Raw genomic sequence first — 25,674 nt, 5'->3', positions numbered from 1 at the left:
ATCAGACCTTTTCGGGCTTCTTCACCGGGGCCTTGCGCTGCGGCTCTTCCGGCGCATCCGGCATGTACGGCGTCTCGCCCTTTGGCGTCGGTGCAAGCAGATTGCGCAGGGCCGACAGCTTGTCGCGCAGAAGCGGGCGAAACCGTGTTGCCCGATAGGGCATGTCAGCCGCACCGTAACCTTCCGGACCATCATCATTGCCGCGGTGGATTTCCTCGAGTTTGATGCCGATGAACTCGCCGTCGATATAGTGCTTGTAGGGGCCGATCCAGCGGATCGTGTAGATCTGACCCTTGCGGATACCCTGGTCGATCGACACGTTCTTGAACTTGTCGTCGATGCAGACGACCTTCTGGCCGACGTGAAACTGGTTCATGATCCGCTCTCCGCATTCTACAGCCCGCGTTCCTTAGCGGATCGCGCCACCCCTGTCCATCCGCCGCCGCCTGTCCGTTTGAAGTGCATGTTGCAGGGAACCAACGGCTCTCTCCCTCGTTTTCCTGTCAAAGGAGAACGATCATGCCAACCACGCTTCCAGAACAGACACCGGAATCACCGCGCGGCCCCCAGGTCACACCGGGCATCCCGGACCGCTCGCAGGACAGGCCGGCAACACCGCCCATCGTCGATAAGGGTGACAACAAGAACCCCAACGACCCGGTGCTGACACCAGCCCTTCTGCCGATCGGCGACCCGGCAGGCATGGCCTGAACGGCAGTGACGGCCAATTGAAGGTGCAAAAAGGACGCAAACCATGCGTCCTTTTTTCGTTTGTCTGGATACAAAATTACGTGCCGCCTTAACAGGGATGATCAAGCACCGACGCGCCTGCCGTATAGTGAGGAAATTAATTTCTTGGCGCCTCTAGCGGATGGAAAGCCAACGCCAACAATATGAAAATAAATCGTTTTCCAAGAAATTTTGGTCTGCGCGGCAATCAAGTTGATGGTTACCGTGGAAGGGAATGTTAACCTTCATTTCCTATTCATCAGCCATCTTATCAGTCACGATTTCGCTTGCAGGTTCCATGCGTATTCCCAGAACGAACTTTCAGCCCGCGACGTACAGCAACACGCCATCCGAAGACATGCCCGATGCGGAAGCATTCGGAATGCCGGATCATCCACGGCCGGATAATGATCCCTATGCGCCCTTGGATACGCGACGCACAGAGGCGGAAATCATAGGGGAAACCTCCCGTTTCCGCTCTCCGATCCTGCGCGCCAGTGATCCTGCGCATCTGGTTGATGGAAGCCTGGACAGCCATTTTCTGATGGCGCCCAATGTGCGCTTCACCCGCACCCCCGACCGGGAGACGCATCGCGAGCTTCCGGCACGGGAGCCGAACACGCCTCACCATGAAATGCAGATCGTTGTGCCACAGAATTCCGTAGACCCCATAGCGACAACGATGACAGCCACGATCGAGCCTGCCCAGCATTCTCCCGTAGCGCTAGAGATCGAGCGACTGCGTGAAGCGATGAGCGAGCGCCGCATGATGCGTTGGAAAACCCAGGCAGCGGCAGAACCGCAGATCGTGGCCGACCAGCCCATCACTGCGGCCGCGATACCTTCGGCGACTGCAACGCAACGCGCCCCGACAGGCCGGCTTATCGAGCCGATCATCGTTGCGGATGTGGCTGTGGCCCACCAGGCACCCGTCGCCGAAACCCACCTTCCCTATCTCTCGGATTTCGCATTCTTCGAATCCGCGTCCTTTGCCTTTCCCGAGCCGACTGCAGCCATTTCTGTGGAAACACGCCCTGTTCCGGTAGTCGATAGCGGCTCGATCGCCTCGAAGTTCCGCGTGGTCGAAGTCCGCAGGGCGCCGTCCCAGCAGGCCTATACACAAGTACCCATCACGGCAGTTCCTCTCCCCGTGCCAGTTCCCTCTGCTTCGCAAACCGTAACCCGTCCGGGCACCATCGCAGCAACGGTTGCGGCGGCCCCCGCCCCTACGGAAGCACCGGTCGCGAGGTCCGTAGCCTCCTCAGGCGTGGCGATCTCCAAGCCGTTCCAGATCCCGCAATCGACCCTGTCGACAGTGAGCGGCGACGCTTACGAGTTCCCGCCACGGTCGCTTCTGCAGGAAGCCCCCTGTCGAGCGGCTTCGTCCTGACGCAGGAGCAGCTGGAGCAGAATGCCGGTCATCTCGAAAGCGTGCTGGAAGATTTCGGCGTGCGCGGCGAGATTATCCATGTCCGCCCCGGCCCGGTCGTCACGCTTTACGAATTCGAGCCGGCACCCGGCGTCAAATCCTCGCGCGTCATCGGTCTCGCCGACGATATCGCCCGCTCCATGTCGGCCGTGTCGGCGCGTGTCGCCGTCGTGCCCGGACGCAATGTCATCGGCATCGAACTACCGAATGCCCACCGCGAAACCGTCTATTTCCGCGAGCTGATCGATTCGCCGGATTTCAACCGCACGGCCTTCAAGCTGCCGCTCTGCCTCGGCAAGACCATCGGCGGCGAACCGGTGATCGCCGAACTCGCCAAGATGCCGCATCTGCTTGTCGCCGGCACCACCGGTTCCGGCAAGTCGGTCGCGATCAACACCATGATCCTGTCCCTGCTCTACCGGCTGACGCCGGAGGAATGCCGGCTGATCATGGTCGACCCGAAGATGCTCGAACTGTCGATCTATGACGGCATCCCGCATCTTTTGACCCCCGTCGTTACCGACCCGAAGAAGGCCGTCATGGCGCTGAAATGGGCGGTGAAGGAGATGGAAGACCGCTACCGCAAGATGTCCAAGCTCGGCGTGCGCAATATCGACGGCTACAATGCCCGCGCCGCCGCTGCCCGCGAAAAGGGCGAAAGCTTCACGACGCTGGTGCAGACCGGGTTCGAGAAGGGCACCGGCGAGGCGATCCATCAGGAGCAGGAACTCGACCTCACGCGCATGCCCTACATCGTCGTGATCGTCGATGAAATGGCCGACCTGATGATGGTCGCCGGCAAGGAAATCGAAGGCGCCATCCAGCGTCTGGCCCAGATGGCCCGCGCCGCCGGCATCCACCTGATCATGGCAACGCAGCGTCCGTCCGTCGATGTCATCACCGGTACGATCAAGGCAAACTTCCCGACCCGCATCTCCTTCCAGGTGACGTCGAAGATCGACAGCCGCACCATCCTGGGCGAACAAGGCGCGGAACAGCTGCTCGGCCAAGGCGACATGCTGCACATGGCCGGTGGCGGGCGCATCGTGCGCGTCCACGGTCCCTTTGTGTCGGATGAAGAGGTCGAAAGCGTCGTCGCCCATCTGCGGACTCAAGGGCGGCCGGATTATCTCGAAACAGTCACCGCCGTTGATGAGGAAACCGAAGAGCCCGAGGAGAAGGGCGCCGTCTTCGACAAGGGCGACATGGCAGCGGACGACGGCAACGACCTCTATGACAAGGCCGTAAAGGTGGTGCTGCGCGACAAGAAGTGCTCGACCTCCTACATCCAGCGCCGCCTCGGCATCGGCTACAACAGGGCCGCATCGCTCGTCGAACGCATGGAGAAAGAAGGCCTCGTCGGCTCCGCCAATCACGTCGGCAAACGCGAGATCGTCAATGGCAGCACGGACAGAACGGCCAGCCCTTTCGATGCGGATATGGATTGAACGAAAACGGGGAGGATGAGGTCTGTTGACCCCCTCCCCGTTCATTTGGTCAACGCCTCCCCTACAGCATGTGGCGGTACTGCAGGAAACCCGACCGGTCGGCGATCCGATCATAGAGCATCATCGCATCGGTGTTCGTCTCATGCGTCAGCCAGTGCACGCGCGAACAGCCCTCAACAGCCGCAAACTCATAGACGTACTCGATCAGCCTGCGACCGATGCCGGCGCCACGGATCGCGCCATCCACATAGAGATCCTGCAGATAACAATAGTCTCCCACCGTCCAGCAGGAGCGGTGGCGGATGTGGTGGACGAGACCGACCGCCCTTGCCCCCTGCCACGCCAGCGCGCCGCCCATGGGTTGCGCCGGGTCGAGCAGCCGCTGCCAGGTGACATCGGAGACGGCATCCGGAATATCCACCTTGTAAAAAGCCTGATAACCGCGCCACAGCGGCAGCCAGGCGGCATGGTCAGTGCTTTCCAGCGGCCGGATTTCGATTGTCTCCACGCTCATGAATTTTCCTTTGAGAAGGTCAGCTTGTTTAATTGCCGACCGTCGGCATCGAAATTCTCCGGCTTCAGCCAGGCCTCATAGCCGGCTTTCAGGCGCGGCCATTCGGCATCGGTGATCGAGAACCAGGCCGTATCGCGGTTCCTGCCCTTGGCCACCATATGCTGGCGGAAAACACCCTCAAAGGTGAAGCCGAAGCGGGCAGCGGCGCGTTTGGACGGCTCGTTCTCATTGTTGCACTTCCACTCGAAACGACGATAGCCCATGTCGAAGGCTAGAGAGGCAAAGAGGTACAGAGCCTCCGTCGATATCCGGCTGCGAGCAATCGCCGGTCCCCAGAGGATGTTGCCGATCTCGATGACGCCATGCACCGTGTCGATCCGCATCAACGCCTGTCGCCCTTCGGCCCGGCCGGTGCGCTTGTCGATGACGGCAAAGAACAGGGGTCGGCGCTTGCTGCGACCTTCTCCAGCCAAACATTCATTTGCGCCGGGCTATCCGGCACGTCCTCGAACAGATAGCGGAAGCGGTCTTCCGCGCCGCCGGCCCTCGCCGACTCAAACAGCTGCACGGCATGACGTTCAAGGTCCAGCGGCTCCAGCCGCACATAGCGGCCTTCGAGAGGCGCGCGCTCGGGGCGGGATACGCCCTTCCAGTCTGCAAGGTTCATCAGAATATCCTGTCGCTTCATTCCCAATTCGATCAACCCGATCGACCAGCGGTCTGCTTCCGTAGCGGTAATTGTTCTGGCAAGAGGTCTGCTGTAAACATCCAGTTTAGTAATTTTCAGCAAACCACTTTCAAGGATCGCCTATGAGCCTGCCGACATGGCTGACACTGGATCGCGCCGCCGGCGACCTTGAAGGCCAGATCTACCGCAGCCTGCGGGAGCGCATCCTCAGCGGCCAGATGGCCGAGCAGCGACTGGCCTCGACACGGGCGCTGGCAGCGGCGCTCGGTGTCGCCCGCTCGACGGTGGTCAAGGCCTATGATCGCCTGAAGGCGGAAGGGTTTCTCCAGGCAAGCGGCGGTTCCGCGACCCGCGCCGTTGCCATCCGTCCAGCGATATCAGCAACAGGCACAGGTCAGGCCCCGGCCGACACCCGTGATCAAGACCGGCGCACGGGCCAGGACCTCTTCAAGCCGGGCATGCCGGATCTGTCGCATTTCCCCCACGCGGCTTGGGCGCGGTGTCTGGGTGCCCGGGCGCGGTCGTTGCGCATCCACGACCTTGGTTATACCTCCAGCGAGGGCATTCCCGAACTGCAATCGGCGATCCTCGATCATGTCTCAGCAACCCGCGGCGTCTCGGCCCGGCCCGAGCAGGTGATGATCGTGCCTTCGACCGGTGCCGCCATCGATCTTCTGGCGCGGGTGCTGATCAAGCCGGGGAATGACGACATCGTCTGGATGGAGGAGCCCGGCTACAAGGCAGCGCATGTGCTGTTCCGTGCCGCCGGCGCCCGTCTCGTGCCAATACCCTGCGACGCGCAGGGCATCGATGTTGCCCGCGCGACAGGCGGTCGTCCGCGGCTGATCTACACGACACCCTCGCACCAGTACCCGACCGGTGTGACGATGAGCCTGAACCGGCGGCTGGCGCTGCTGGAGATCGCACGCGAAACCGGCGCCGTTGTGGTCGAGGATGACTATGACAGCGAGTTTCACTACGGATCCCGGCCGATCGCCGCGCTGCAGGGCATCGACCGGGCCGGCGTCGTCACCTATCTCGGCACATTTTCCAAGATGCTCGCGCCGGGGCTCCGGGTTGCCTATCTCATCGTGCCGCCATGGCTGGTGGATGACACAGCCGCCGCCTTGCAACTGAAGGGCGCCATGGTCTCGATCCATCTGCAGGCAGCGCTCGCAGACTTCATGCGCGAGGGTCGCCTGCGGGCCCATGTCCGCCACATGAACGGGCTTTACGGGCCGCGCATGGCTGCGACCGCGGAGGCACTCCGCCGGCATTGCAGCCACCATCTGGAACTCGGCGAAGGAAGCGACGGCCTGCATCTTGCGACATGGTTCCGCGATCACACCGTTGACGATCATGCCGTTGCGCAGGCACTCGGCGCCTACGGACTTGCCATGCAGCCCATGTCGCAATTCCATCTGGGCCCTGCGAGGCCCGGCCTGCTGTTCGGCATCGCGCGGGTCGATATACCGACTGTGGAGAAGGAAGTGCGACGGCTGGGCGCTCTGCTGGATGATGTTGTTTCTGGAAACTCCTGAGCGCAAAACCGGGAACAATCGCCAGCCCATCGGGTTTGTCGTCTGCAAAGGAGACCAATATGACCCTCCCGATCAATCCGGAACCCGGCTCGCAGCCGGGCACAGACCCAGTCCCAAACATGCCCCCTCAGGACAAGCCCGTACCGCCCATCAGGGAACCAGACCCGGATCGTCTGCCTGACGAAACGCCGTTGCCGAATCCGGACGAAAACCCGCAACCACCCCAGAGCGTCTGATGCGGCCTTGTCCTGCTACCGACGGCGGAACCTTTTCGCAATTTCGCCGTTCTTCTGCTACAATTGCCAAAGGAGGACTGAGCATGGGACAGATATATCATTTGACCGAGGATCAGGACGATCTTCTCTCCGAAGCCGAAAAAGCCTTCGACCTATCGGCGCGACGCCAGTCGATTGGCTGGAGCGAAGAACGGAAAATTGATAACAATGACCATCCCATCGGTCCTATCGGTTTCCTGTCCGGATGGTTGCGCCGTTCCGGGGCCGAAAAGCATGTTGGTTGATGTTCGGCGCGAAGCTGAATGCGATGCAAGATAATCAAATACGGGTCACGCGTCGCCAACCATCTCGGACCGGCTTCTTGATTGATGTGCCGGCGAACCAATGATTATGGTGCGGGCTCAAGCTCCCCGAGAGCCACTGCCGGGTCCGGGTCTGCCTGATAGGCTTGCCTTTGTTCCTTCACCACCTCCTCGATTGCAATCAGCGCTTCCAACGCCGTCCACCCAGCAGTGACTGCTTGATCGATCAGATCGCGGATCGGCAGGTCGAAATGTTGCTCGCATTCCATACTGCGCTTCATATCACCCGGTTCGAAGGTTGGGCCTGGGATCGGCATGGTTCGTTCCTCGCTTCAATTGAACGTCAATCGGTGAACCGCCAGCGCGCCGGAATGTTCCCGACACTACGGTGAAAAGCCCAGACACTACGGTAAAAAAGCGTTGTGCCCTGCGGGAACAACATTTGCGACGAGGCGTTCAAACGTCGAACCACCAGGAGATTCATATGCTTATGTCATCCAACAGACAGGACGACCCGAACCGGCAGATTGAAAAGCTGATCCGGCGTGAACGTCTGGTTTGGATCGCAGGCGTGACCTTTCCCGTCATGCTGCTGATAGCACTTTTCATTCTGTAGGGAGGCGAGTACTATAAGGAGGCGCATCGCAAGTGCTGCCACATTTTTGCCACAGACCCTTGACGGCCCTCTTTTCCGCTCCAGTTTCCTTTTGAATGGAGCGCGCATGACTTACGATTGGACCGGACGCCGCACGAAAATCCTACGCCTCTGCCGCCAAACGACGGGCTTCCTCCTTGCCGTCTTCGCGCTGACGCTTCCTCTATTGATGTTTGTTTGAAGTCAGGGCCCGACGTGTGGCTCGCCAGAGCATTATGACGGCCTCACGCGCGACCGCTCCGACCGGAACAAACAGGTTTCTCCACCATTAGCTGTTTGCAAAGCAACAGGAGGAGACGATCATGGGCATTGAACAGGCACCAACCAAAATCGGCAGGGAATCGGCGAAAGGACTCCGTCGCAGCGCAGCCGTCGAGGAGAAAAAACCGAAGCGGACACAGGCTCGGACCTTGCAAAAGGCGCAGACCGTTTCGAAGAGCGCTCGAAAAGCTCTGATGGCAAAAGTGCGGGCGAAAAGCAGAAGAGCTGAACTTTTGATTTAGCCGAGCGCAAAACCATCCACATCACCGGCAACGCTCGCTACTGTCCGCCCGAAAATTTATCGACATTGGAAGTTTAAAACAACGGAGAAGCGTCACGTTACTGGACTGCTAATCCGTTGTTTTTAAAAAGTTTGGTGGGTGATGTAGGGTTCGAACCTACGACCCGCTGATTAAGAGTCAGCTGCTCTACCAACTGAGCTAATCACCCGCCGGACCGCCTTGCTGCGGCCTCTGGAACCACATTGCTGCGGTCTGATGGGGCGTATAATGGCCTTCGCCCGGCTTGTCCAGTTCGGAAAGCGATTTTCTTTCGAGATTTGGAAAAAAGTGGGGAGTGCGCGTTTAATGCCTGTTTTTCAAAGATAAAGTTCACCGGAGGCAATGCGCGTCGCCTGCCCGCCAATGCGCGCCGCGGCGATATCGCCCCCGCAACATCGAGATGCAGGTGCAACAGCGAGGGACGCCCCATCTCGACGCCCTGCTCCACCAGGAAGGCGTGATGGCCATCCAGAAGCTTGTCGAAGTGATGAATCGTGCCGGAAAACGCGGCAAGCGCGCCGCCGGTCGCGGGGTCTTCGACAATCCCCATCGCCGGCGCGAACATCCGCGTATGGAAGCGCGCCATGTGGTTGACGCCGCCGCGGCAATAGACATAGGCCGCGGCAAGCCGACCATCGGCCATCGGTGCGAGTTTCTCCCACAGCGCCGCATCGAAATCGACGGTGGCCGCTGCTGCCAGGTCGTGCACGGGGATCATCACGAAGGGAACGCCGGCGCTCCAGAAGGACGGAACATGATCCTCAAAGCCGATCTGGGACGGGCTGAGGCTGAAGGCGTCGGCAATCGCCTCGCGGTCGAGCTTCGCTTCCAGCCGGGCCGATTTCCGCGGCAGGTCGAATTCCGCGAAGCTCGCCTGCCCGGAGCGCATGCGCACGGCGCAGCGAACCGGCCCGATATTTTCCTCCAGCACCTGCACGAGGTCGAAATCTCCGCCGTCGATGCCATGGGCGGCTTCGGCAAGCGCCACGGCTGCGCCGACGGTCGGATGTCCGGCGAAGGGCAGTTCGTAGCCGGGCGTGAAGATGCGCAGCCTGGCCGCGTGGCCCGTTCGATCCGGTGTCCGGATGAACACCGTTTCCGACAGGTTGAACTCACCGGCGATCGCCTGCATGCGTGCATCGTCGAGACCGTCGCCATCGAAAACCACGGCCAGCGGATTTCCCTCTAGCCCCCGATCGGTGAAAACGTCATAGATCGCATAGCGTCGTGCCATCTCGGTCTCCTGCTGCGTGTCGATGGGCAGAACTTGCACGGCTGCCTTGAAAGCGGCAAGCGCTAATCCTCAGCTTTCCCCGCGAAAATCTGCGCCAGAATCGGCGCCATGAACGGCGGATAGTCGTGAAGATCGGGATCCGGACTGACAATCGCCAGAGCTTCATCAATCTCCGGTTCCGCCTCCGCGGCGATATGGGCCGCAATCCGGTCAATCAAGGTCTCAGCCGTCTCGTGGAAACGAAAGGTGCGAAACAACGTCACCCTATCATCGCTGTAGAGGGCCTGAAATCCGCTGCTTGCGACCGAGTCAGCGAGATCAAGCCCGGTTTCCTCGCGCACTTCCCTTTTCATATTGCCGTCAATGTCGCATCGGCCATCGACGATGTCGCCGGGATCAAGCGAGCCGGCAGCGCAATAGACCCGCCCCGGATTGGCCGTATGCCGCCCCATACGGATGGCGATCACGGCACCGTCCGACGACAGGATGACAGGCAGGCCGAAAAGATGCAAGGCTGCCCCGGGCGGTCGTGTCTTGCGCCACCACAGGAAGGTCGAGAACGGCACGACATGCGCGCGGCTGGAAATGACCCCACCGCGAATATCGACCTTGTGCTGCAGCACCATCGGCCCGTCGAACAAGGCCGGATTGGCCGCGATCTCCTGAGACCAGTTGTCCGCTGCTTGCGCCTGCTGCGCCAGATGAAACGGGTGCGGCTCCGGATCGACCCGAAGATCTAGCGCGGCGACCGTGAAAATAACGTTTTCGGCGGGCCAGTGACTACGATCGACGACCGGTTCGGGCATGCCTAAAGCTCCAGGGAGACGACGACAGGGCAATGATCGGATGCCTTCGGCCGATCCCAGCCGGTGCGCGGAAAGCGCTCGACATCCTGGCCCGGCGGGAAAATCGTCCGGAACGGCTGGCCGCCACGGATGATTTCCGGAACGACGTCAGCATTCTGGCGGGCCAGTGCAGGCGACAGCCAGATATAATCGAGTTGGCACAGGTGCCGCTCCTGCGGGCCCCGGCTGTGAAACAGCGTCCAGCGATCGAGTTCGGGGCGGCGCAGAACGACGTTCTCGGCAAAGCCGTCATGACTGAAGATATCGATTGCGCTTGTCGCCTCGCGCTGCGGCACGAAGCTGTAGCCCGCTCGCCGGTCGCCCAGAACGTCGACCCGCTCCTGATAGTCGTTCATGTCGCCGCAGATGGCAAACATCGCGCCCTGCATATGCCCGGCAAAACGTTTCTCGATAATCCTCCGGACGGCACGGGCTTCCGCGGTTCGCACCGGCATGGTCGCTGTCCGCCCGTCGAGCCCGTCCCGCGCCGGGCCCATGGATTTGAAATGCACGACGAACAGGGTGATCGGCCGGCCGCCGATACGAAGATTGAGTTCGAGGCAATCGCGCTTGAAGATCCGGTCGAGCGGCCGGTTGTCGGCAGCCAGCGCATCATCCAGCAGATCGAGGTCCTCATAGGTCAGCCCGGCATGCGACACGACGTTGACGCACTCGATCCGCTGCCCATCCCGGGTTTCCTCGCGCATCAGAACGGCGACGTCGATGCCGCGACTGTCATTGCCTTCGACCAGGAATTTCTGGCGGTAGCCATTGCCGACCATCTTGAACAGATAGCCATATTCGAAGGCCTGCAGCGCCGCCATATTGTCGGCCTCCTGCAGGCAGAGGATATCCGCATCGCAATCGGCAATCGCCAGCGCCGACATCTGGCGGGTATCGTCGGTATGGGCAATGGTGCGGGCTTCCTCCAGCCTCTGATATTCGGCCTCGCTCCTGACTTCGAACAGCCGGAGCACGCGATCCTGTTTCAGCTGGTTGCGAAAGCCGGAGAAATCGAAACGGCTCATCAGGTTTTCGATATTGAAGGTACCAAGGCGAAGGGTCATGAAAACGTCCATCTGCAAGGACTCCGACCGTATACGAAATCCGGATGATGAAAACCACGCAAAACAATCGAGAAACAAAATGGAGCGAGACCGCTGGCTACGAATAATCTGCCTTGTTGAGCCGTATCTTTATGAGCATGATTGCAGACGCAGCGCGGGCGCGCGAATTTGGAGGAAACCGATGCTGAACGTGAAACGGACGATAATATTCGCCATGCTGGCTGCAGCGATGATCGCGAGCGGCGCAAAAGCAGCGCAAGCAGATAGTTTTGGGGCGATCTCGATTTCGCCGCAGAACGGCGCAACTGGCTGGTCCCACAGCTATTCCAGTCGCTGGGAAGCAGAGGAAGTCGCCCAGACAAACTGCGATCAATATGCCGGCGACTGCCGGGTAGCAATTTGGTTCAAGAATGCCTGCGGGGCGGTCGCCCGGGGGCCGGACGGCTGGGGAGCCGATTGGGGCGACAATCGCCGTGATGCCGAATACGCGGCTATACGCTCCTGCGAGAAACACTCCTACGACTGCCAGATCATCCGTTGGCAATGCTCCGGCGCGCGCTGACACCGTCTGCGCTTTAGCGAGTGACAGGCGCCGACAGTCATCCGAAAGACGCCATGCGGATCGGCATCATTCAGTCGATCCGGATTCGTGCACCCTCGCCGGTTTGGCGCAGTTGCGCAACGCCATGCCAGCTGCCGTGGCTGCACGGCCTTGGGTTCACAATTCTGGATAACAAATCTATCTTTCTGGTCATCACGACGGCGCTTGTAACGCTATCGCAACCTTTAACCGGCATAATCGCGACATGACGGATTGAGCTTTGAGAAATCGAAAGCTGAGTGGCATGAAGCCGACCATCATCACCGGTAAGTTGTATCGAGTCCGGTATGTCCCCTATCCTTGTATCTTGTATCCTAGAGGGACACTGTAAATGACAAGCATTCTGACAAACTCCTCCGCCATGGCGGCCCTTTCCACCCTGCGTTCGATCTCCTCCGACATGGAATCGACCCAGGGCCGCATCTCGTCCGGCCTGCGCGTTGGCAGCGCTTCGGACAACGCCGCCTACTGGTCGATCGCAACCACCATGCGTTCGGACAACAAGGCTCTCTCGACGGTTCAGGATGCACTCGGCCTTGGCGCTGCCAAGACGGACACAGCCTATACCGGCCTGAACGCCGCCATCGACGTTGTTTCCGAAATCAAGGCCAAGCTGGTTGCTGCCCGCGAGCCGGGCGTCGACAAGACGAAGATCAACAAGGAAATCACCGAGCTGAAGAACCAGCTGGTTTCGACGGCAACGTCGGCTTCCTTCTCCGGTGAAAACTGGCTCTACAACGACTCGACGACGGCACTCGGCACCAAGGAAATGGTTGGCTCGTTCACCCGTTCCGCCGCAGGCACCGTTTCGGTCGGCGTTCTGTCCTTCGACGCTTCGACGTCCGTTCTCATCGACACCAAGGTCGCCGCCAACGGCCAGCTGACCAAGGGTGTTGCTGTTGCCCAGGCGAACGGCGCAACGGCTGCCACGACCGCAAACGCCACCTACTACCTCGTTCTTGCTTCGGGTGGTACGGCTGCAACCGGCGCAACGGCAATCTCGCTGACGTCCTCGACGAGCGACGACAACATCGAAGGCATGATCAGTGCCGTCGACGCCATGCTGACAAGCCTGACGGATTCGGCTGCAACGCTCGGCGCCACCAACAAGCGCATCTCGATGCAGGACGACTTCATGGCTGACCTGATGGACGTCATCGACAAGGGTGTCGGTCGCCTCGTCGATGCCGACATGAACGAAGAATCGACCCGCCTCAAGGCCCTGCAGACACAGCAGCAGCTCGGCATCCAGGCGCTCTCGATCGCCAACTCGGACTCGCAGAACATCCTGTCGCTCTTCCGTTAATCGGACCAGAAACGGCGCCGCCGGCCTTCCCCCAAGTCCGGTTCGCGACCTACAGAAAACCGCATCTCGAAAGAGGTGCGGTTTTTTCTTGTCGAGCTTCGTTCGCCGCACACCCTCTCCATCCAGGGAGGTCCGATAGCCGCACGTCAGGCATGGCCGCTTGGGCCTGGACATAAATGGGCGTTACCCCGAAAAAATCACCAAAACCATTGATAGGACCGGTGATATCTGCGACTGCATTAGCAAAATCGATATGAATGGACGCTTGGGGGAACAATGGGCAAGGCAACGAACTGGCGCGCACGCGCACGCTATGAGTTCGACAAGAGCATGGCGGCAGGCCCGATCGCGTTAATCGGCTGGCTGGCGGTCGTTTCGCTCGTGGTAATCGTTGCCGCAGGCCTATTTCTGGCTTTGACGCAAATCGCGCCGGAGGGCGGACAGCCGGTGAATTTCATCGAAGGCGCCTGGGAATCGCTGATGCGCACCATGGATGCCGGCACGATGGGCGGCGATGTCGGCTGGGGCTTCCGCGGTGTTTCGCTGTTCGTTACCGTTGCCGGAATTTTCGTGTTTTCTGCTCTGATCGGCGTCCTCAGCTCCGGCCTCGAGGCTAAGCTCGACGAGTTGCGCAAGGGTCGTTCCCAGGTACTCGAAACCGATCACACGATCATCCTTAACTGGTCGCCATCGATCTTCGACGTGATTTCGGAACTCGTCATTGCCAACACGAGCCGCAAGCGTCCGCGAATCGTCATTATGGCGACCAAGGACAAAGTCGAGATGGAGGACGAGATCGCGGCTAAAATCGACGATCTGCGCAACACCAAGATCATCTGCCGCAGTGGCGACCCGACCGATCTCTACGACCTCAACATCGTCAATCCGCAGGCCTCGCGCTCGATCATTGTGCTGTCGCCGGAAGGCGAGGATGCCGATTCACAGGTCATCAAGAGCGTGCTTGCTCTGGTCAACGCACCCAATCGAAGGGTAAAACCCTACCAGATCGCTGCCGAAATTCGCGACGGCAACAACGCCGATGTCGCCCGCATCGTCGGCGGCAAGGAGTTGCAGCTCATCCTTGCCGACGACCTGATCTCGCGCATTGTCGTGCACTCCAGCCGCCAGTCCGGCCTCAGCGGCGTCTATTCCGAACTGCTCGATTTTGACGGCTGCGAGATCTACACGATCGAGCAACCTGATATCGTCGGCAAATCCTTTGCCGCCGCTGTCATGGCCTACGAAAACTCGACGCTCATCGGCGTTTGCGACAATCAGGGTGTCGTCCATCTCAATCCGCCTGTGGGGCAGATATTCAAGGCTGGCGAGCGCGCCATCATCATTGCCGAAGACGATGCCGCGATCCGCGCCGGCAATATCGACATGCGCATCGAAAAAGACGCGATCCTGCCGGTTCCGCACCGCGAGCCTGGCCCGGAACGAACGCTGATCCTTGGCTGGAACCGCCGCGGTCCGATGATCACCTTTGAACTGTCGCGCTACGTGGCGCCCGGCTCGCTTCTGACCATCGCCGCTGACACGCCTGACCTCGAAGCCGATATTGCCGCCCTGACGATCGCCAACGGCAATATGACCGTCGATTACCGCATCATCGACACCAGCAGCCGGGCAGCCCTGAATGCGCTCGACATCCCCGGCTACGACCATGTTCTGGTTCTCGGCTACAGCGATCACATGGCGCCGCAGCCGGCCGACACGCGCACGCTGGTGACGCTCCTTCAATTGCGAAAGATTGCCGAAACCGCCGGCCATCATATCAGCGTCGTCAGCGAAATGACCGATGTCCGCAACCGGGAACTGGCAGCAGTCACCCGCGCCGATGACTTCGTCGTCAGCAACAAGCTTGTCAGCCTGATGCTGGCGCAGGCATCTGAAAACGAACATATGGCCGCGATATTCGACGAACTGCTCGATGAAGACGGCTCGGAAATCTACATGCGCCCCGTCAGCGATTATGTCGCGATCGATCAGCCGATCAACTTCTACACGATCTGCCTGGCAGCCCTGAAGCGCGGGGAAGTGGCAATCGGCTATAGGCGCAAGCGGGCCGACGATGCCGATCCGCGCAGTCTGGGCGGCGTTGTCGTCAACCCCGTAAAGTCCGAGAAACTGCTTTATAGCGAAGACGACAGGCTGATCGTGCTGGCGCGCGACTGAGGTCTCAAGAAGCAGATAGAAGGGAAAGCGGTGTATCGTGCTTTCCTTTTTCCCCGTGGTTCTATTTTAATACCAAGCAATTCTTTGGGGGGAAACATGGAATATCGCCTGCTCGGCCGCTCGGGCCTCAAAATTTCGACGCTGACCATCGGCACGATGACCATGGGCGGTAAGGGCTGGGCAAAGACCGTCGGCGATCTCGGCGTCGCAGAGTCTCGCAGGCTGATCGACATGTCCCTGGATGCTGGCGTCAATCTGATCGACACCGCCGATGTCTATTCCCAGGGCGTCTCCGAGGAAATCATCGGTGAAATAACCGGCGGCACGCGCAAGAACGGTGTGCTGATTGCCACCAAGGCCCGCTTCCCGATGGGCGACGGCCCCAACGATGCCGGCTCGTCGCGTCATCATCTCGTGCGCGCCTGCGAGGCAAGCCTGAAGCGCCTGAAGACGGACGTCATCGATCTCTACCAGTTGCACGAATGGGACGGGCAGACGCCACTGGAAGAGACCATGGAGGCGCTCGACAGGCTCGTCCGCCAGGGCAAGGTGCGCTATATCGGCTGCTCCAATTTCTCCGGCTGGCACATCATGAAGGCGCTCGGCATCAGCGAGCGGGAGCATCGCCAGCGCTTCGTCAGCCAGCAGATCCACTATACGCTCGAGGCCCGCGACGCCGAATACGAGCTACTGCCGATTTCGATCGATCAGGGGCTCGGCGTACTGGTCTGGAGCCCGCTTGCCGGCGGTCTGCTTTCGGGCAAGCACCGCCGCGACAAGACGGCCGAAGGATCGCGGCAACTCGCCGGCTGGGACGAACCGCCGATCCGCGACGAAGACCGGCTCTGGGCCATCGTCGATGTTCTGGTCGATATTGCCGAGGGTCGCGGTGTCTCGGGCGCGCAGGTGGCGCTCGCCTGGCTGATCGGCCGCAAAAGCGTAACGTCGGTGGTGATCGGCGGGCGCACGCCCGAGCAATTCAAGGACAATCTGGCCGCCGCCGAACTCGTCCTCACCGCCGAGGAACGCAGCCGCCTCGACACCGTCAGCGCCCCGCCCATCCTCTACCCCTACTGGCATCAGTTGCGCACGGCGTCCGACCGCCTCGGCGAAGCGGATCTGTCGCTGCTCGGGCCGCATTTGTGAGGCCTGTTTGAACGGTCAGTTTTTCGGGAAGTCGAACGGGTTCAGCGTTGGGACCGGGAAGAGTTGGAAATCCCTGACATTGCGGGTCACGACGATGAGGTTGTAGACGCGGGCTGTCGCAGCGATCATGGCGTCAGCCACCAGATGCGGTTGCTGGCGGTGCATCAATCGCGCCCATTCGATCATGCAGGCCGCGTCCAGAGGACGAACCGGCATACTTTCGACAAGACGGTGGAGCCAGTCCTCGATCGCTTGCGCATGCCCGGCGTCCTGCTCTCGCGCCATTTCGATTCCCCGCTGGATCTCGCCAATCGAGACAGCAGAAACCGAAAGAGACGTTTCCCCGACGCAGGCCAGCCATGCCAGAACCGCACCATGCGGCTTTGGTCGTCGCAATTCCGATAGGATGTTCGTGTCAAGCAGATACAAGCTATTCCTCGATGCCGGCCGGATCACGCCAAATCCATTGGTCGCGGGAGGGATTTCGAGCTCGAAACGTGGCTCTTCAGCAAGAAGAGCGGCTTTTGCGCCCTTCACCGCCCGACGGTTCAAATCCTCCCAGGCATCAAGCGATACAAGAATGGCCTTCGGCTCTCCTCGCCGAGAGACAATTTGTGGACCATCGGACAAACAGGTCTCGAGAAATTCACTGAAATGGGCTTTCGCGTCCTGAACGGGCCACTGGCGCATAATACGCTCCTCAATAACTAGTCATCAAACTAGTCAGTTCTCGATCTATTTTCAATCCCGTTACACCTTTGCCAACAGCAGGCTGGTTTCCGACTTTGACACACCCTCCAGCGCCCGGATGTGCCGCACGACGCGGTCGAACTCGGACAAATTCTCCGTCTCGATCTCCGCAACCAGATCCCATGCGCCGTTGGTCGTGTGCAGCGCCCGGATCTCCGGAACGCCGCGCAATGCCTTGATGACGGCATTGGACTTCTGCCCGGTGATCTCGATCAGCGTAATCGCGCGCACGGCATGCGGGTCGTCAGTGGCTGCGACGCGGACGGTAAAGCCGGCGATGACGCCCTCGCGGGTCAGCCGGCCGATGCGGTTCTGGACGGTGCCCCGCGAAATCTTCAACATCTCCGCAAGTGTCGAGATCGAAGCGCGTCCGTCCGTGCGCAGAATGGCAAGCAACTTCCTGTCGATCGTATCCATGGCCACCCTTCCTGACATTTTGAAGGATGATACCAACAAATTGCCCAAAGTATTGCGCAAACTTCCATAAAATTGGCATTCCGCTTCACGACGCAGCTGTCTATGGTTGTTCACACGGCGTCGAATGGCGCAACTTCAAAGGCCAATCCATGACGTCGTCCCCTATCCCCGCTACCCCTTCTTCTGCAAACCGCACGGCCGAACTCGCCGTTGAAATGACGCGCTGGCCGAGTGTCACGGGAAGCGATGGCGAGGCCGCGTTTTCCGGCCGTCTCTTCGATCTGCTCGCCGCGACGGACTATTTCAAGGCGCATCCGGACCAGTTGCTGGCGCTCGATAGCCACGGCACCCCCGCCCGACAGAACGTGCTTGCGCTGGCACGCGGCAAAGGCCGGCGCTGCATCGTGCTGGCCGGGCATTTCGATACCGTGTCGATCGCCAATTACGGCACGCTGGCGCCGCTCGCCTGTGATCCGGAGCCATTGACGCAGGCTCTGATCCGCGAACTCTCGGAAAAGGATTGCACCAGCCTCGAGGCAAGCGCGCTGGCCGATCTGACAAGCGGTAATTTTCTCGCAGGGCGCGGCCTGCTCGACATGAAGAGCGGCGTCGCAGCCGGCATTGCCGCACTGGAGCGTTTTGCCGGACTGGAGGAACCGGTCGGCAACATTCTTCTCGCCGCCACACCAGATGAGGAAAACCGCTCGCGTGGCATGCGCAGCCTGCGCGACGCCCTGCCCGACATCGCCCGCCGTTTCGACCTCGACATCATCGGCGGCATCAATCTCGATGCCACCAGCGACGATGGCGACGGGGCCGAGGGCCGCGCCATCTATCTGGGTTCGGTCGGCAAATTCTCACCCTTCGCCTTTGTCGTCGGGCGCCCCACCCATGCCGGCTATGCCTTCAATGGTGTCAGCGCCCATCTGATCGCAGCCGAGATCATGCGGGCCGTCGAGACCAACAGTGCGCTCTGCGACGAAGCCCATGGCGAGGTCTCGCCTGCCCCGGTTTGCCTCGAAGCCAAGGACGTCCGCCACGGCTATGAGGTGACGACGCCCGCCCATGTCTGGCTGTCCTTCAACTGGCTGACGCATCGGCGCACGCCAGCCGAACTCCTGGCCGATTTTCAGGCTGTCGTTGAAAACGCCATGGCAGCGGCGCTCGAGACGCAGCGCAGCAATGGCCAACGGTTCTTCGAGCGCCAGGGGATGTCGAAACAGCTGTCTTACCAGGGCCGTGTGCTGTCTTGCGACGCCTTGAAGGCCATGGCGATCGAGCGTGGCGGACCGGCAGCGCGAGAGCGGATCGCAACGCTGGATGCCGCTCTGCCGGATGGCGACGACCCGCTCGCCGCCACACGCAGCCTCGTCGCCGCGCTTGTCACGGAATCAGGTATCGAGGGACCTGCAGTCATCATCGGTTTCAGCACGCTGCATTATCCGATGGTGCATATAGACAGCCTGGGAGACGCCGGAAAAACCTTGGAAACCAGCCTTCAAAAACCGCGCGCAGGATCGAGCAGCGGCACGGAACGACGATAAAGACAAAGCAGTTTTTTGCCGGCATCTCCGATATGAGCTTCTTCGGCCATCGGCCCGATCAGTCGCAAACTAGTCTTCTGGCCGCCACTACGCCGGTCGCCGCTTTCGTTGATGAAGCCCCGGAAAACGCGCTTTCCTATCCCGTTGTCAATATCGGCCCCTGGGGACGCGACTATCACCAGAAATGGGAGCGGCTGCACACTCCCTATGCCTTCGACATCCTGCCGGACTTCATCTTCGAGGCGGCTGTGGCCTGCCTCGAAGAAAAGTCCTGAACTCAGGCCGCAAGCGCGACCATTTCGCTGCGCACCAAACGGCCGAGCCTCGAAATGCCCTCTTCGATCATGGCGTCGTTGGCGCAGGAGAAGCTGACGCGCAGGGTGTTGGCGCCGGAGCCGTCGGCAAAGAAGGCGCGGCCCGGAACGAAGGCGACCTTTGCGGTTTCCAGCGACTTGGCCAGAAGCGCGGTGCCGTCCATACCGGCCGGCAGCGTCACCCAGACGAACATGCCGCCCTCGGGCTTCGTCCATGTCGTGCCCTCGGGCATGTGGCGCGCAAGCGCGCTCAGCATGCTGTCGCGGCGCTGGCTGTAGACGGAGCGGACCTTGGAGACCTGGGCGTCAAAACCCTTTTCCGCGACATCGCAGATCGCCATCTGATTGATGGTCGAGGAATGAAGGTCGGCTGCCTGCTTCATCAGCACCAGCTTGCGGATGACTGGCTCGGCGGCAACGACGAAGCCGACGCGCAGGCCGGGGGCCAGCGTTTTGGAGAAACTGCCGCAATAGATCGTGCGGGTGTCATTGATGCTGCCCTTGCGGGCGATCTCAAGCGACAGGATCGGTGGGATCGGCTGACCATCATAGCGCAGCGACTGGTAGGCACCGTCCTCGATAACAGCGATATCCAGCTCTTCTGCCAGATCGAGCAGCTTGTTGCGATCCTCAAGACCAACGGTTTCGCCGGTTGGATTGGAGAAATCCGCCGAGAGATAGGCGAACTTGACACGACCGCCGGCATCGGTTGCCGCCTGGCGGTAGGATGCCGGGGTGCGGTTGCCCGCCGTCGTCAGCTGGTCATAGGTCGGCTCATAGGCATTGAACGCCTGCAACGCGCCGAGATAGGTCGGCCAGGTCACCAGCGCGGTATCGTTCGGCGACAAAAACAGCTTGCCGAGATAATCGAGCGCCTGCTGCGACCCAGACGTGATCAGGATGTTTTCCGGCTCGCAGGGAATGCCGATCGCGGCCATCTGGCCGACAAGCCATTGCCGCAGCGGCAGATAGCCTTCACTCACCGAATATTGCAGGGCGGCGCTGACTGTCGGGCCGCCGAAGATGCCGGAATAGGCCGTCTGGAATTCCTCGGCCGGAAACAGCGCCGGGTCGGGAATGCCTCCGGCAAAGGAGATGATCTCGGGACGATCCAGAAGTTTCAACAGTTCGCGGATTTCCGATGCCTTCATTCGGCTCGAACGCGTCGCGAATATGCTTTCCCAATCCAGCATGAAATGTTTCCTCGGTTTTTGATTTTATACTGCGACAAGACCACGAGAGGGGAATTTAGTCAACAATGCTGACCTATTTTTTGCGGAAAAATACCGCACTCTGATAGAGAATATCCGCTTTACTCCGCCGAACGAAGCCCAGCCGAAGGGCCGCGACGGGTAAACCGAAGCATACGGCTCGCATACCAGAATCCATGGTCCCCCTGCAGGTACAGCGTCACTGACTTTTTTGTGATTTTGGGATAATGGGACGCGGCGTTACTTTTTCCTGCAACAAGGAGACTGAAACGATGAAGACGATTTTGGTAATTGCTGCAACGCTTGGAATTTCAGCACCTGCCTTCGCTGAATGTTCCTACATGAAGAACGTCACCGCCCAGACGGATATCGATACGTCGATCACCACGGCAAGCGTGGTTATAGACGGGCAAGCAAAGGTCGATCCATTGCTCCCCGCAGAAAACGACAAGCATGCAACCGAAGCTGTATCGACCGAGTAACGGCAACAGGTTTCCAGACCATCAATCGACGGCCGGCTCTTGCTTCAGGAGTGCGGCCGTTTTCTTTTGATTTGCAGTATCTGCGGGTTAGGCCTCGCCCTTTCCGTAGAAACTGCAGGCCACCAGAAGCGCGATCGCGCCGAGAATGATGATGTCGAACATGGCGAAATGATAGAAGATCGTGTCCATCGCAGTATCCTCCTGACGAAAGAATACTCCAAAACGGCGCATGTTCCAAATTTTTCCGAAAGAACAAAGAAAAAGCCGGAGATTTCTCCCCGGCCTTAAAGTATTCGCACGCGCAACAATGAATTGTTGCTTTGCAGCAGAAATCAGTTCTTGGCCTTGTCGACAAGCTGGTTCTTGGCGATCCACGGCATCATACCGCGCAGCTTGGCGCCGACTTCCTCGATCTGGTGGTTGTCGTTCATGCGGCGGATGCCCTTGAAGCGCGCAGCGCCCGAACGGTATTCCTGCATCCAGTCGGAGGTGAACTTGCCGGTCTGGATGTCGTGCAGGACGCGCTTCATTTCAGCCTTGGTTTCCGAGGTGATGATGCGCGGGCCGGTGACGTATTCGCCCCATTCTGCGGTGTTGGAGATCGAGTAGTTCATGTTGGCGATGCCGCCTTCATAGATCAGGTCGACGATCAGCTTGACTTCGTGCAGGCACTCGAAATAGGCCATTTCCGGCGCATAGCCGCCTTCGACCAGCGTCTCGAAGCCGGCGCGGATCAGTTCGACCAGACCGCCACAGAGAACGACCTGTTCGCCGAAGAGGTCGGTTTCGCATTCTTCCTTGAAATTCGTCTCGATGATGCCCGAACGACCGCCGCCGACGCCGCAGGCATAGGAGAGCGCGAGGTCAAGCGCGTTGCCCGAAGCGTTCTTTTCAACGGCAACGAGGCAGGGAACGCCGCCGCCCTTCTGGTATTCGCCGCGAACCGTGTGGCCGGGGCCTTTCGGTGCGATCATGACGACGTCGAGCGTGTCCTTCGGCTCGATCAGGCCGAAATGGACGTTCAGGCCATGGGCAAATGCGATGGCTGCGCCGTCACGGATGTTGCCGGCGATATCGGCCTTGTAGATGTCGGCCTGGAGTTCGTCCGGGGTTGCCATCATCAGCAGGTCGCCCCACTTGGCGGCTTCGGCAACGGTCATGACCTTGAAGCCATCGGCTTCGGCCTTCTTGATCGTGGCCGAACCGGCCTTGAGCGCGATGACAACGTTGGTGGCGCCCGAATCCTTCAGGTTCAGCGCATGGGCGCGGCCCTGGGAGCCGTAGCCGACGATGACGACGTTCTTGGACTTGATGAGGTTGAGATCGGCATCACGATCGTAATAGACGCGCATTGTAATTTCCTTCCCGTTGCTTGTCTGTTTTGGTTCTCCGGCGGCCCTCAAAGGCTCGCCGTATCTCTTTTCGAGCCGCAGAGTGACAGAAAGGCATCGACTGCCCGCTCCGCCCTTTGGCTGAAACTCTGTTTTGCCCGGCTCATGTCTTCGCCAAGCAGCATGCGCAGATGCAGGTCGGAAACGACCAGTCCGTAAAGCGTGCCATAGGCTTCTTCGCCGTCCTCGAAGGTCAGGAGACCAGCGCGGCGTCCGGCATCGAGCAAAGCCCCTGCCCGCTTGCCGATCTGCCGGCGACCGTGCTCCTGCAGCATTTCGCCGAGCTTCGAGCCATCACGGCTCGCCTGGCCGATTGCAAGACGGTTGAGCGCCAGCGAGACGTCGCCCGAGAGAACGTCGAGCAGGTCGCGCGCAAACACCACCAGATGGGCGCGCAGGCTCTCAGTCGTCAGCCGTTCCGAGCGCTCGTCGAAAGTCCGGACCTTGCTGGCCTGGAAACCGATCATCGCCGACAGGATGCCGTCGCGATCGCCGAACCACTTGTACAAGCTCTCTTCGAGCAATTCGCCGCCCGCGCCACGCCAGCCGTCGTCAGCGCCTTCTCGCCGCCATCGACCAGCAGACGCAACGCGCTATCCAGAACGGCGTTCTGGCGCGGCGAAAATTCCGGCTGGGATTGATGGTGGGCAAGCAACACGTATAACTCCATCTAAGTACCGTACGGTACGGTTCTGCTTATGTCGCAAAGCTTTTGCCGGGTCAAGATGCAAGTGCAGAAAAATCAGGCAAAATGCCGCTCTCCCTCACTCGATTCCGCCACTCGACAAAGCCCCCGAAAATGTACCGCGCCGGTGTATTTTATCGCCCTTTTTGTCCCGTGACAGGCGAGCACGCCCTCGGCTATAGATGAGCCTCATTCTCCTGGAGAGGGCTTCATGTTCCGGCGCATCGCAATCATTGTCTTGTCTGCCGTTATGGTGCTTGCGCCACTGACGACGCTTGCCCAATCCTCGGACGAAGTGCGCGGCCGCATCGAACAGCTGCATGGCAATGCCGATGGCTTTGACGAGGCGTTCAAACTGGTGACCGAGGCGATGAAATTCGGCGATCCCGTGACGATCTCCGACCTCAGCAACTACCCGCTGACGGTCAACGCCAATGGCGAAACCTACGACATCCTGTCCGCCAAGGACATGCGAGACAACTACGATTCTCTGGTGATGCAGGAAACCCAGAATGCCGTTTCCGAGCAGCGATATGACGACCTGATCGTCAACAGCGACGGTGTCGGTCTTGCCAACGGCGCGCTCTGGATGGCCGGCATATGCGACAACAGCGATTGCAGCCAGTCCCATTGGGCGATCATCAGCATCAACAACTGACAACAATCGGGGAAACGCCATGAGACCTCTGGCTGCCGCACTGCTTTTCTCGCTGACGCTTGCCGCAACACCCGGCCTTGCTGCTGAAACCCGCTGCGGCTGGCTGCAGAACCCGACGCCGGGCAACTGGTGGCTCGATGACAACCAGGGCATGTGGGTCATGCGCTCGCAGGGCGACGAGGACGGCCCGCCCGGCATGGACATCATCCCTGATATTTCCGAACGGGACTACGTCGCCACAAACGGTTACTACGGCTATGCCTGCGCCTGCATGTCTGTCGAAACCGACGCGTCGGAAAAGAAGATCACCGAAATTCTCTCGTTCCGGCAATTGCCCCTGTCGAAATGCGAAAACGATGCGGCCCTGACCACACCGCAATAAGGGAACCGATCACTGTCATGGGTCGGGTTGTCCAGAGAACGGCGGCTCGACGCTCTCCTTCTGGGTGATTAGCCGCGCGGTATGCTGACCGCTGAGATAGATCCACAACCAACTCCAGGCGACGGCGAACCGGCTTCGGGTACCGATGAGAAAGTAGATGTGGGCGATACCCCAGATCCACCAGGCCAAAGCACCGGTCAGCTGTATGCGTCCGAAATCGATGATCGCCGAGCGTCGGCCGATCGTCGCCAGGCTGCCTTGGTGGCGATAGCGGAACGATCCGGGCGCAGGCGTTTGTCGCAAGCGCGCCCGAAGCACTTTCGCAACATAAGCGCCTTGCTGCTTGGCGGCGGGCGCAATGCCCGGAATCGGCTTTCCGTCGTCGTTGAGGACACTCGCCGTGTCACCGATGACAAATACCTGCGGAAAGCCGGGTGCGCTCAGGTCCTTTTCCACGATGACACGACCGGCCCGATCCGCCGGCACGCCGAGCCATTTGGCCGCGGGCGACGCCTGGACACCGGCAGCCCATACGATTGTCCGGCTGGGGATAAATGCCTCGCCGATCATCACGCCGGCAGCACTGCATTTTGTGACCGGCTTGCCGAGATGAACCTCGACGCCGAGTTTTTCAAGCGCCTTGTAGGCATAGTCGGAAAGCGGCTCGGCGAAACCGGAAAGAACGCGCGCGCCGGCTTCGACAAGGACAACTCGTGTCTTGCGGGTATCGATATTGCGAAACTCCGGCGGCAGGGTCGCATGCGCAAGCTCGGCAATAATGCCGGCCAATTCCACCCCGGTTGGTCCCGCGCCGATGATCGTGAAGGTCAAAAGCGCGTCGCGAACCGCCGGATCTGCCTCCCGCTCGGCCTGTTCAAAGGCAAGGAGCATGCGCCGGCGAATGGTGGTCGCATCCTCCAGCGTCTTGAGGCCGGGCGCGAAAGGCGCCCACTGGTCGTTGCCGAAATAGGCATGCGTGGCGCCGGTCGCGAGCACAAGGGTGTCATAGGGGATGGTGTCGCCGCCGGAAAGCGCGACGGTTCTGGCCGCCGTATCCACGCCCTCCACCTCGGCGAGAAGCGTGGTGACCTCTGTCCGGTCGCGAAACAGTCGCCGGATCGGCCAGGCGATTTCAGATGTTGCCAGAAGCGTCGTTGCGACCTGATAAAGCAGCGGCTGGAAGAGGTGATGATTGCGTCGATCGACAAGGGTGATGCGGACGGGCAAGCCCTTCAGGTCCTTGACCAGTTGCAAGCCGCCAAAACCACCGCCAATCACGACGACGTGATGAAGAGTGTCCATGGGCATAGTCGCTTTTCCTCCGATGGTCACCACTGTCTACGCCTACAACGCAGCACACAACTGCAAGGTCCACAGGG

The 25,674-nt window shown here is 60.2% G+C and carries 23 protein-coding genes, 1 tRNA gene and 5 pseudogenes; 15 read left to right on the top strand and 14 right to left on the bottom strand.

The window, feature by feature from the left end; translation table 11 throughout:
* Window position 1: 1 nt before the first annotated feature.
* Window positions 2-379 (bottom strand): CAP-Gly domain protein, encoded by a 378-nt coding sequence (locus tag P6U16_RS20205; protein WP_277703921.1) that lies wholly within the window; start codon window positions 377-379, stop codon window positions 2-4.
* A 140-nt stretch (window positions 380-519) separates the two neighbouring features.
* Between P6U16_RS20205 and P6U16_RS20200 the strand changes: the two genes are divergently transcribed.
* The gene (locus P6U16_RS20200) at window positions 520-711 is read left to right on the top strand and encodes a hypothetical protein (protein WP_277701959.1); all 192 of its coding nucleotides are present in this window, start codon (window positions 520-522) and stop codon (window positions 709-711) included.
* 562 nt (window positions 712-1,273) lie between these two features.
* A pseudogene (locus tag P6U16_RS20195) lies at window positions 1,274-3,606 on the top strand (DNA translocase FtsK).
* A gap of 61 nt (window positions 3,607-3,667) precedes the next feature.
* Here the strand turns inward: P6U16_RS20195 and P6U16_RS20190 are convergent.
* Window positions 3,668-4,120 (bottom strand): GNAT family N-acetyltransferase, encoded by a 453-nt coding sequence (locus P6U16_RS20190; RefSeq protein WP_277701958.1) that lies wholly within the window; start codon window positions 4,118-4,120, stop codon window positions 3,668-3,670.
* Window positions 4,117-4,787 (bottom strand): annotated as a pseudogene (locus P6U16_RS20185) (GNAT family protein). Before P6U16_RS20185 ends, P6U16_RS20190 begins: the two are co-directional and overlap by 4 nt.
* A 143-nt stretch (window positions 4,788-4,930) precedes the next feature.
* On the opposite strand from P6U16_RS20185, the gene P6U16_RS20180 reads away from it, so the two are divergent.
* Both P6U16_RS20180 and P6U16_RS20175 read left to right on the top strand, forming a co-directional pair.
* Window positions 4,931-6,349 carry a PLP-dependent aminotransferase family protein gene (locus P6U16_RS20180; protein WP_277701957.1) on the top strand — a complete coding sequence of 473 codons (1,419 nt, stop codon included), beginning with the start codon at window positions 4,931-4,933 and terminating at the stop codon, window positions 6,347-6,349.
* 319 nt (window positions 6,350-6,668) lie between these two features.
* Window positions 6,669-6,869 carry a hypothetical protein gene (locus P6U16_RS20175; RefSeq protein ID WP_277701956.1) on the top strand — a complete coding sequence of 67 codons (201 nt, stop codon included), beginning with the start codon at window positions 6,669-6,671 and terminating at the stop codon, window positions 6,867-6,869.
* Between the two features lie 104 nt (window positions 6,870-6,973).
* On the opposite strand, the gene P6U16_RS20170 is transcribed toward P6U16_RS20175, so the two are convergent.
* Complete coding sequence (locus P6U16_RS20170; protein ID WP_277701955.1) at window positions 6,974-7,204, bottom strand: hypothetical protein; 231 nt, start codon at window positions 7,202-7,204, stop codon at window positions 6,974-6,976.
* Window positions 7,205-7,377: 173 nt separating this feature from the next.
* Here P6U16_RS20170 and P6U16_RS20165 point away from each other — a divergent pair, with 173 nt between their 5' ends.
* Both P6U16_RS20165 and P6U16_RS20160 read left to right on the top strand, forming a co-directional pair.
* On the top strand, window positions 7,378-7,503 hold the full coding sequence (locus P6U16_RS20165; protein ID WP_277701954.1) for a hypothetical protein: 126 nt from the start codon (window positions 7,378-7,380) through the stop codon (window positions 7,501-7,503).
* A 341-nt stretch (window positions 7,504-7,844) separates the two neighbouring features.
* A pseudogene (locus P6U16_RS20160) lies at window positions 7,845-8,032 on the top strand (hypothetical protein).
* A gap of 145 nt (window positions 8,033-8,177) precedes the next feature.
* Here P6U16_RS20160 and P6U16_RS20155 read toward each other — a convergent pair.
* From P6U16_RS20155 to P6U16_RS20140, 4 genes and pseudogenes are all read right to left on the bottom strand, one after another.
* A tRNA-Lys gene (locus tag P6U16_RS20155) sits at window positions 8,178-8,253 on the bottom strand.
* Window positions 8,254-8,401: 148 nt separating this feature from the next.
* Window positions 8,402-9,318: pseudogene (locus tag P6U16_RS20150) on the bottom strand (PhzF family phenazine biosynthesis protein).
* Window positions 9,319-9,380: 62 nt separating this feature from the next.
* Window positions 9,381-10,124, bottom strand: a complete 744-nt coding sequence (locus tag P6U16_RS20145; protein WP_277701953.1) for an NUDIX hydrolase — start codon at window positions 10,122-10,124, stop codon at window positions 9,381-9,383.
* A 2-nt stretch (window positions 10,125-10,126) separates the two neighbouring features.
* A complete protein-coding gene (locus P6U16_RS20140; protein WP_277701952.1) occupies window positions 10,127-11,230 on the bottom strand; it encodes an endonuclease/exonuclease/phosphatase family protein in 1,104 nt (367 codons plus the stop codon).
* On the opposite strand from P6U16_RS20140, the gene P6U16_RS20135 reads away from it, so the two are divergent.
* From P6U16_RS20135 to P6U16_RS20120, 4 genes are all read left to right on the top strand, one after another.
* Complete coding sequence (locus tag P6U16_RS20135; RefSeq protein WP_277701951.1) at window positions 11,229-11,792, top strand: DUF4189 domain-containing protein; 564 nt, start codon at window positions 11,229-11,231, stop codon at window positions 11,790-11,792. The two genes, P6U16_RS20140 and P6U16_RS20135, sit on opposite strands and share 2 nt — an antisense overlap.
* Window positions 11,793-12,162: 370 nt before the next feature.
* A complete protein-coding gene (locus P6U16_RS20130; RefSeq protein WP_277701950.1) occupies window positions 12,163-13,137 on the top strand; it encodes a flagellin in 975 nt (324 codons plus the stop codon).
* A 276-nt stretch (window positions 13,138-13,413) separates the two neighbouring features.
* The gene (locus tag P6U16_RS20125) at window positions 13,414-15,315 is read left to right on the top strand and encodes a hypothetical protein (protein WP_277701949.1); all 1,902 of its coding nucleotides are present in this window, start codon (window positions 13,414-13,416) and stop codon (window positions 15,313-15,315) included.
* Window positions 15,316-15,411: 96 nt separating this feature from the next.
* Window positions 15,412-16,461, top strand: a complete 1,050-nt coding sequence (locus tag P6U16_RS20120) for an aldo/keto reductase (RefSeq protein WP_277701948.1) — start codon at window positions 15,412-15,414, stop codon at window positions 16,459-16,461.
* 15 nt (window positions 16,462-16,476) lie between these two features.
* On the opposite strand, the gene P6U16_RS20115 is transcribed toward P6U16_RS20120, so the two are convergent.
* Both P6U16_RS20115 and P6U16_RS20110 read right to left on the bottom strand, forming a co-directional pair.
* Window positions 16,477-17,151, bottom strand: a complete 675-nt coding sequence (locus tag P6U16_RS20115) for a type II toxin-antitoxin system prevent-host-death family antitoxin (RefSeq protein ID WP_277701947.1) — start codon at window positions 17,149-17,151, stop codon at window positions 16,477-16,479.
* A 60-nt stretch (window positions 17,152-17,211) separates the two neighbouring features.
* The gene (locus P6U16_RS20110) at window positions 17,212-17,628 is read right to left on the bottom strand and encodes an Lrp/AsnC family transcriptional regulator (RefSeq protein WP_277701946.1); all 417 of its coding nucleotides are present in this window, start codon (window positions 17,626-17,628) and stop codon (window positions 17,212-17,214) included.
* Between the two features lie 149 nt (window positions 17,629-17,777).
* Here P6U16_RS20110 and P6U16_RS20105 point away from each other — a divergent pair, with 149 nt between their 5' ends.
* Window positions 17,778-19,172, top strand: a complete 1,395-nt coding sequence (locus P6U16_RS20105) for a M20/M25/M40 family metallo-hydrolase (RefSeq protein ID WP_277701945.1) — start codon at window positions 17,778-17,780, stop codon at window positions 19,170-19,172.
* Between the two features lie 32 nt (window positions 19,173-19,204).
* Complete coding sequence (locus P6U16_RS20100; RefSeq protein WP_277701944.1) at window positions 19,205-19,447, top strand: hypothetical protein; 243 nt, start codon at window positions 19,205-19,207, stop codon at window positions 19,445-19,447.
* A gap of 2 nt (window positions 19,448-19,449) precedes the next feature.
* Here P6U16_RS20100 and P6U16_RS20095 read toward each other — a convergent pair whose 3' ends face one another.
* The gene (locus P6U16_RS20095) at window positions 19,450-20,679 is read right to left on the bottom strand and encodes a PLP-dependent aminotransferase family protein (protein WP_277701943.1); all 1,230 of its coding nucleotides are present in this window, start codon (window positions 20,677-20,679) and stop codon (window positions 19,450-19,452) included.
* 290 nt (window positions 20,680-20,969) lie between these two features.
* On the opposite strand from P6U16_RS20095, the gene P6U16_RS20090 reads away from it, so the two are divergent.
* Window positions 20,970-21,179: a hypothetical protein gene (locus P6U16_RS20090; protein ID WP_277701942.1), complete on the top strand. Its 210-nt coding sequence runs from the start codon at window positions 20,970-20,972 to the stop codon at window positions 21,177-21,179.
* A gap of 332 nt (window positions 21,180-21,511) precedes the next feature.
* Here the strand turns inward: P6U16_RS20090 and ilvC are convergent, their stop codons facing one another.
* Both ilvC and P6U16_RS20080 read right to left on the bottom strand, forming a co-directional pair.
* Window positions 21,512-22,531 (bottom strand): ketol-acid reductoisomerase, encoded by a 1,020-nt coding sequence (gene ilvC, locus P6U16_RS20085; protein WP_277701941.1) that lies wholly within the window; start codon window positions 22,529-22,531, stop codon window positions 21,512-21,514.
* A gap of 47 nt (window positions 22,532-22,578) precedes the next feature.
* Window positions 22,579-23,240: pseudogene (locus P6U16_RS20080) on the bottom strand (TetR/AcrR family transcriptional regulator C-terminal domain-containing protein).
* Between the two features lie 226 nt (window positions 23,241-23,466).
* Here P6U16_RS20080 and P6U16_RS20075 point away from each other — a divergent pair.
* The gene (locus P6U16_RS20075; protein ID WP_277701940.1) at window positions 23,467-23,913 is read left to right on the top strand and encodes a hypothetical protein; all 447 of its coding nucleotides are present in this window, start codon (window positions 23,467-23,469) and stop codon (window positions 23,911-23,913) included.
* Between the two features lie 19 nt (window positions 23,914-23,932).
* Window positions 23,933-24,295: a DUF4087 domain-containing protein gene (locus P6U16_RS20070; RefSeq protein WP_277701939.1), complete on the top strand. Its 363-nt coding sequence runs from the start codon at window positions 23,933-23,935 to the stop codon at window positions 24,293-24,295.
* 15 nt (window positions 24,296-24,310) lie between these two features.
* Here P6U16_RS20070 and P6U16_RS20065 read toward each other — a convergent pair whose 3' ends face one another.
* Entirely contained in the window at window positions 24,311-25,597 is a 1,287-nt protein-coding gene (locus tag P6U16_RS20065) for an NAD(P)/FAD-dependent oxidoreductase (protein WP_277703920.1), read from the bottom strand.
* Between the last annotated feature and the right edge of the window lie 77 nt (window positions 25,598-25,674).

Source organism: Rhizobium sp. 32-5/1 (assembly GCF_029537235.1).
GTDB lineage: Bacteria > Pseudomonadota > Alphaproteobacteria > Rhizobiales > Rhizobiaceae > Pararhizobium.
The sequence above is the reverse complement of the archived record's forward strand: the minus strand, read 5'-3'. Positions and strand labels throughout refer to the sequence as shown.

Coding starts and splice junctions, on each gene's coding strand:
- P6U16_RS20200 (WP_277701959.1), top strand. CDS start 520: ATGCCAACCACGCTTCCAGAACAGACACCGGAATCACCGCGCGGCCCC.
- P6U16_RS20190 (WP_277701958.1), bottom strand. CDS start 4,120: ATGAGCGTGGAGACAATCGAAATCCGGCCGCTGGAAAGCACTGACCAT.
- P6U16_RS20180 (WP_277701957.1), top strand. CDS start 4,931: ATGAGCCTGCCGACATGGCTGACACTGGATCGCGCCGCCGGCGACCTT.
- P6U16_RS20175 (WP_277701956.1), top strand. CDS start 6,669: ATGGGACAGATATATCATTTGACCGAGGATCAGGACGATCTTCTCTCC.
- P6U16_RS20170 (WP_277701955.1), bottom strand. CDS start 7,204: ATGCCGATCCCAGGCCCAACCTTCGAACCGGGTGATATGAAGCGCAGT.
- P6U16_RS20165 (WP_277701954.1), top strand. CDS start 7,378: ATGTCATCCAACAGACAGGACGACCCGAACCGGCAGATTGAAAAGCTG.
- P6U16_RS20145 (WP_277701953.1), bottom strand. CDS start 10,124: ATGCCCGAACCGGTCGTCGATCGTAGTCACTGGCCCGCCGAAAACGTT.
- P6U16_RS20135 (WP_277701951.1), top strand. CDS start 11,229: ATGAAAACGTCCATCTGCAAGGACTCCGACCGTATACGAAATCCGGAT.
- P6U16_RS20140 (WP_277701952.1), bottom strand. CDS start 11,230: ATGACCCTTCGCCTTGGTACCTTCAATATCGAAAACCTGATGAGCCGT.
- P6U16_RS20130 (WP_277701950.1), top strand. CDS start 12,163: ATGACAAGCATTCTGACAAACTCCTCCGCCATGGCGGCCCTTTCCACC.
- P6U16_RS20125 (WP_277701949.1), top strand. CDS start 13,414: ATGGGCAAGGCAACGAACTGGCGCGCACGCGCACGCTATGAGTTCGAC.
- P6U16_RS20120 (WP_277701948.1), top strand. CDS start 15,412: ATGGAATATCGCCTGCTCGGCCGCTCGGGCCTCAAAATTTCGACGCTG.
- P6U16_RS20115 (WP_277701947.1), bottom strand. CDS start 17,151: ATGCGCCAGTGGCCCGTTCAGGACGCGAAAGCCCATTTCAGTGAATTT.
- P6U16_RS20110 (WP_277701946.1), bottom strand. CDS start 17,628: ATGGATACGATCGACAGGAAGTTGCTTGCCATTCTGCGCACGGACGGA.
- P6U16_RS20105 (WP_277701945.1), top strand. CDS start 17,778: ATGACGTCGTCCCCTATCCCCGCTACCCCTTCTTCTGCAAACCGCACG.
- P6U16_RS20100 (WP_277701944.1), top strand. CDS start 19,205: ATGAGCTTCTTCGGCCATCGGCCCGATCAGTCGCAAACTAGTCTTCTG.
- P6U16_RS20095 (WP_277701943.1), bottom strand. CDS start 20,679: ATGCTGGATTGGGAAAGCATATTCGCGACGCGTTCGAGCCGAATGAAG.
- P6U16_RS20090 (WP_277701942.1), top strand. CDS start 20,970: ATGAAGACGATTTTGGTAATTGCTGCAACGCTTGGAATTTCAGCACCT.
- ilvC (WP_277701941.1), bottom strand. CDS start 22,531: ATGCGCGTCTATTACGATCGTGATGCCGATCTCAACCTCATCAAGTCC.
- P6U16_RS20075 (WP_277701940.1), top strand. CDS start 23,467: ATGTTCCGGCGCATCGCAATCATTGTCTTGTCTGCCGTTATGGTGCTT.
- P6U16_RS20070 (WP_277701939.1), top strand. CDS start 23,933: ATGAGACCTCTGGCTGCCGCACTGCTTTTCTCGCTGACGCTTGCCGCA.
- P6U16_RS20065 (WP_277703920.1), bottom strand. CDS start 25,597: ATGGACACTCTTCATCACGTCGTCGTGATTGGCGGTGGTTTTGGCGGC.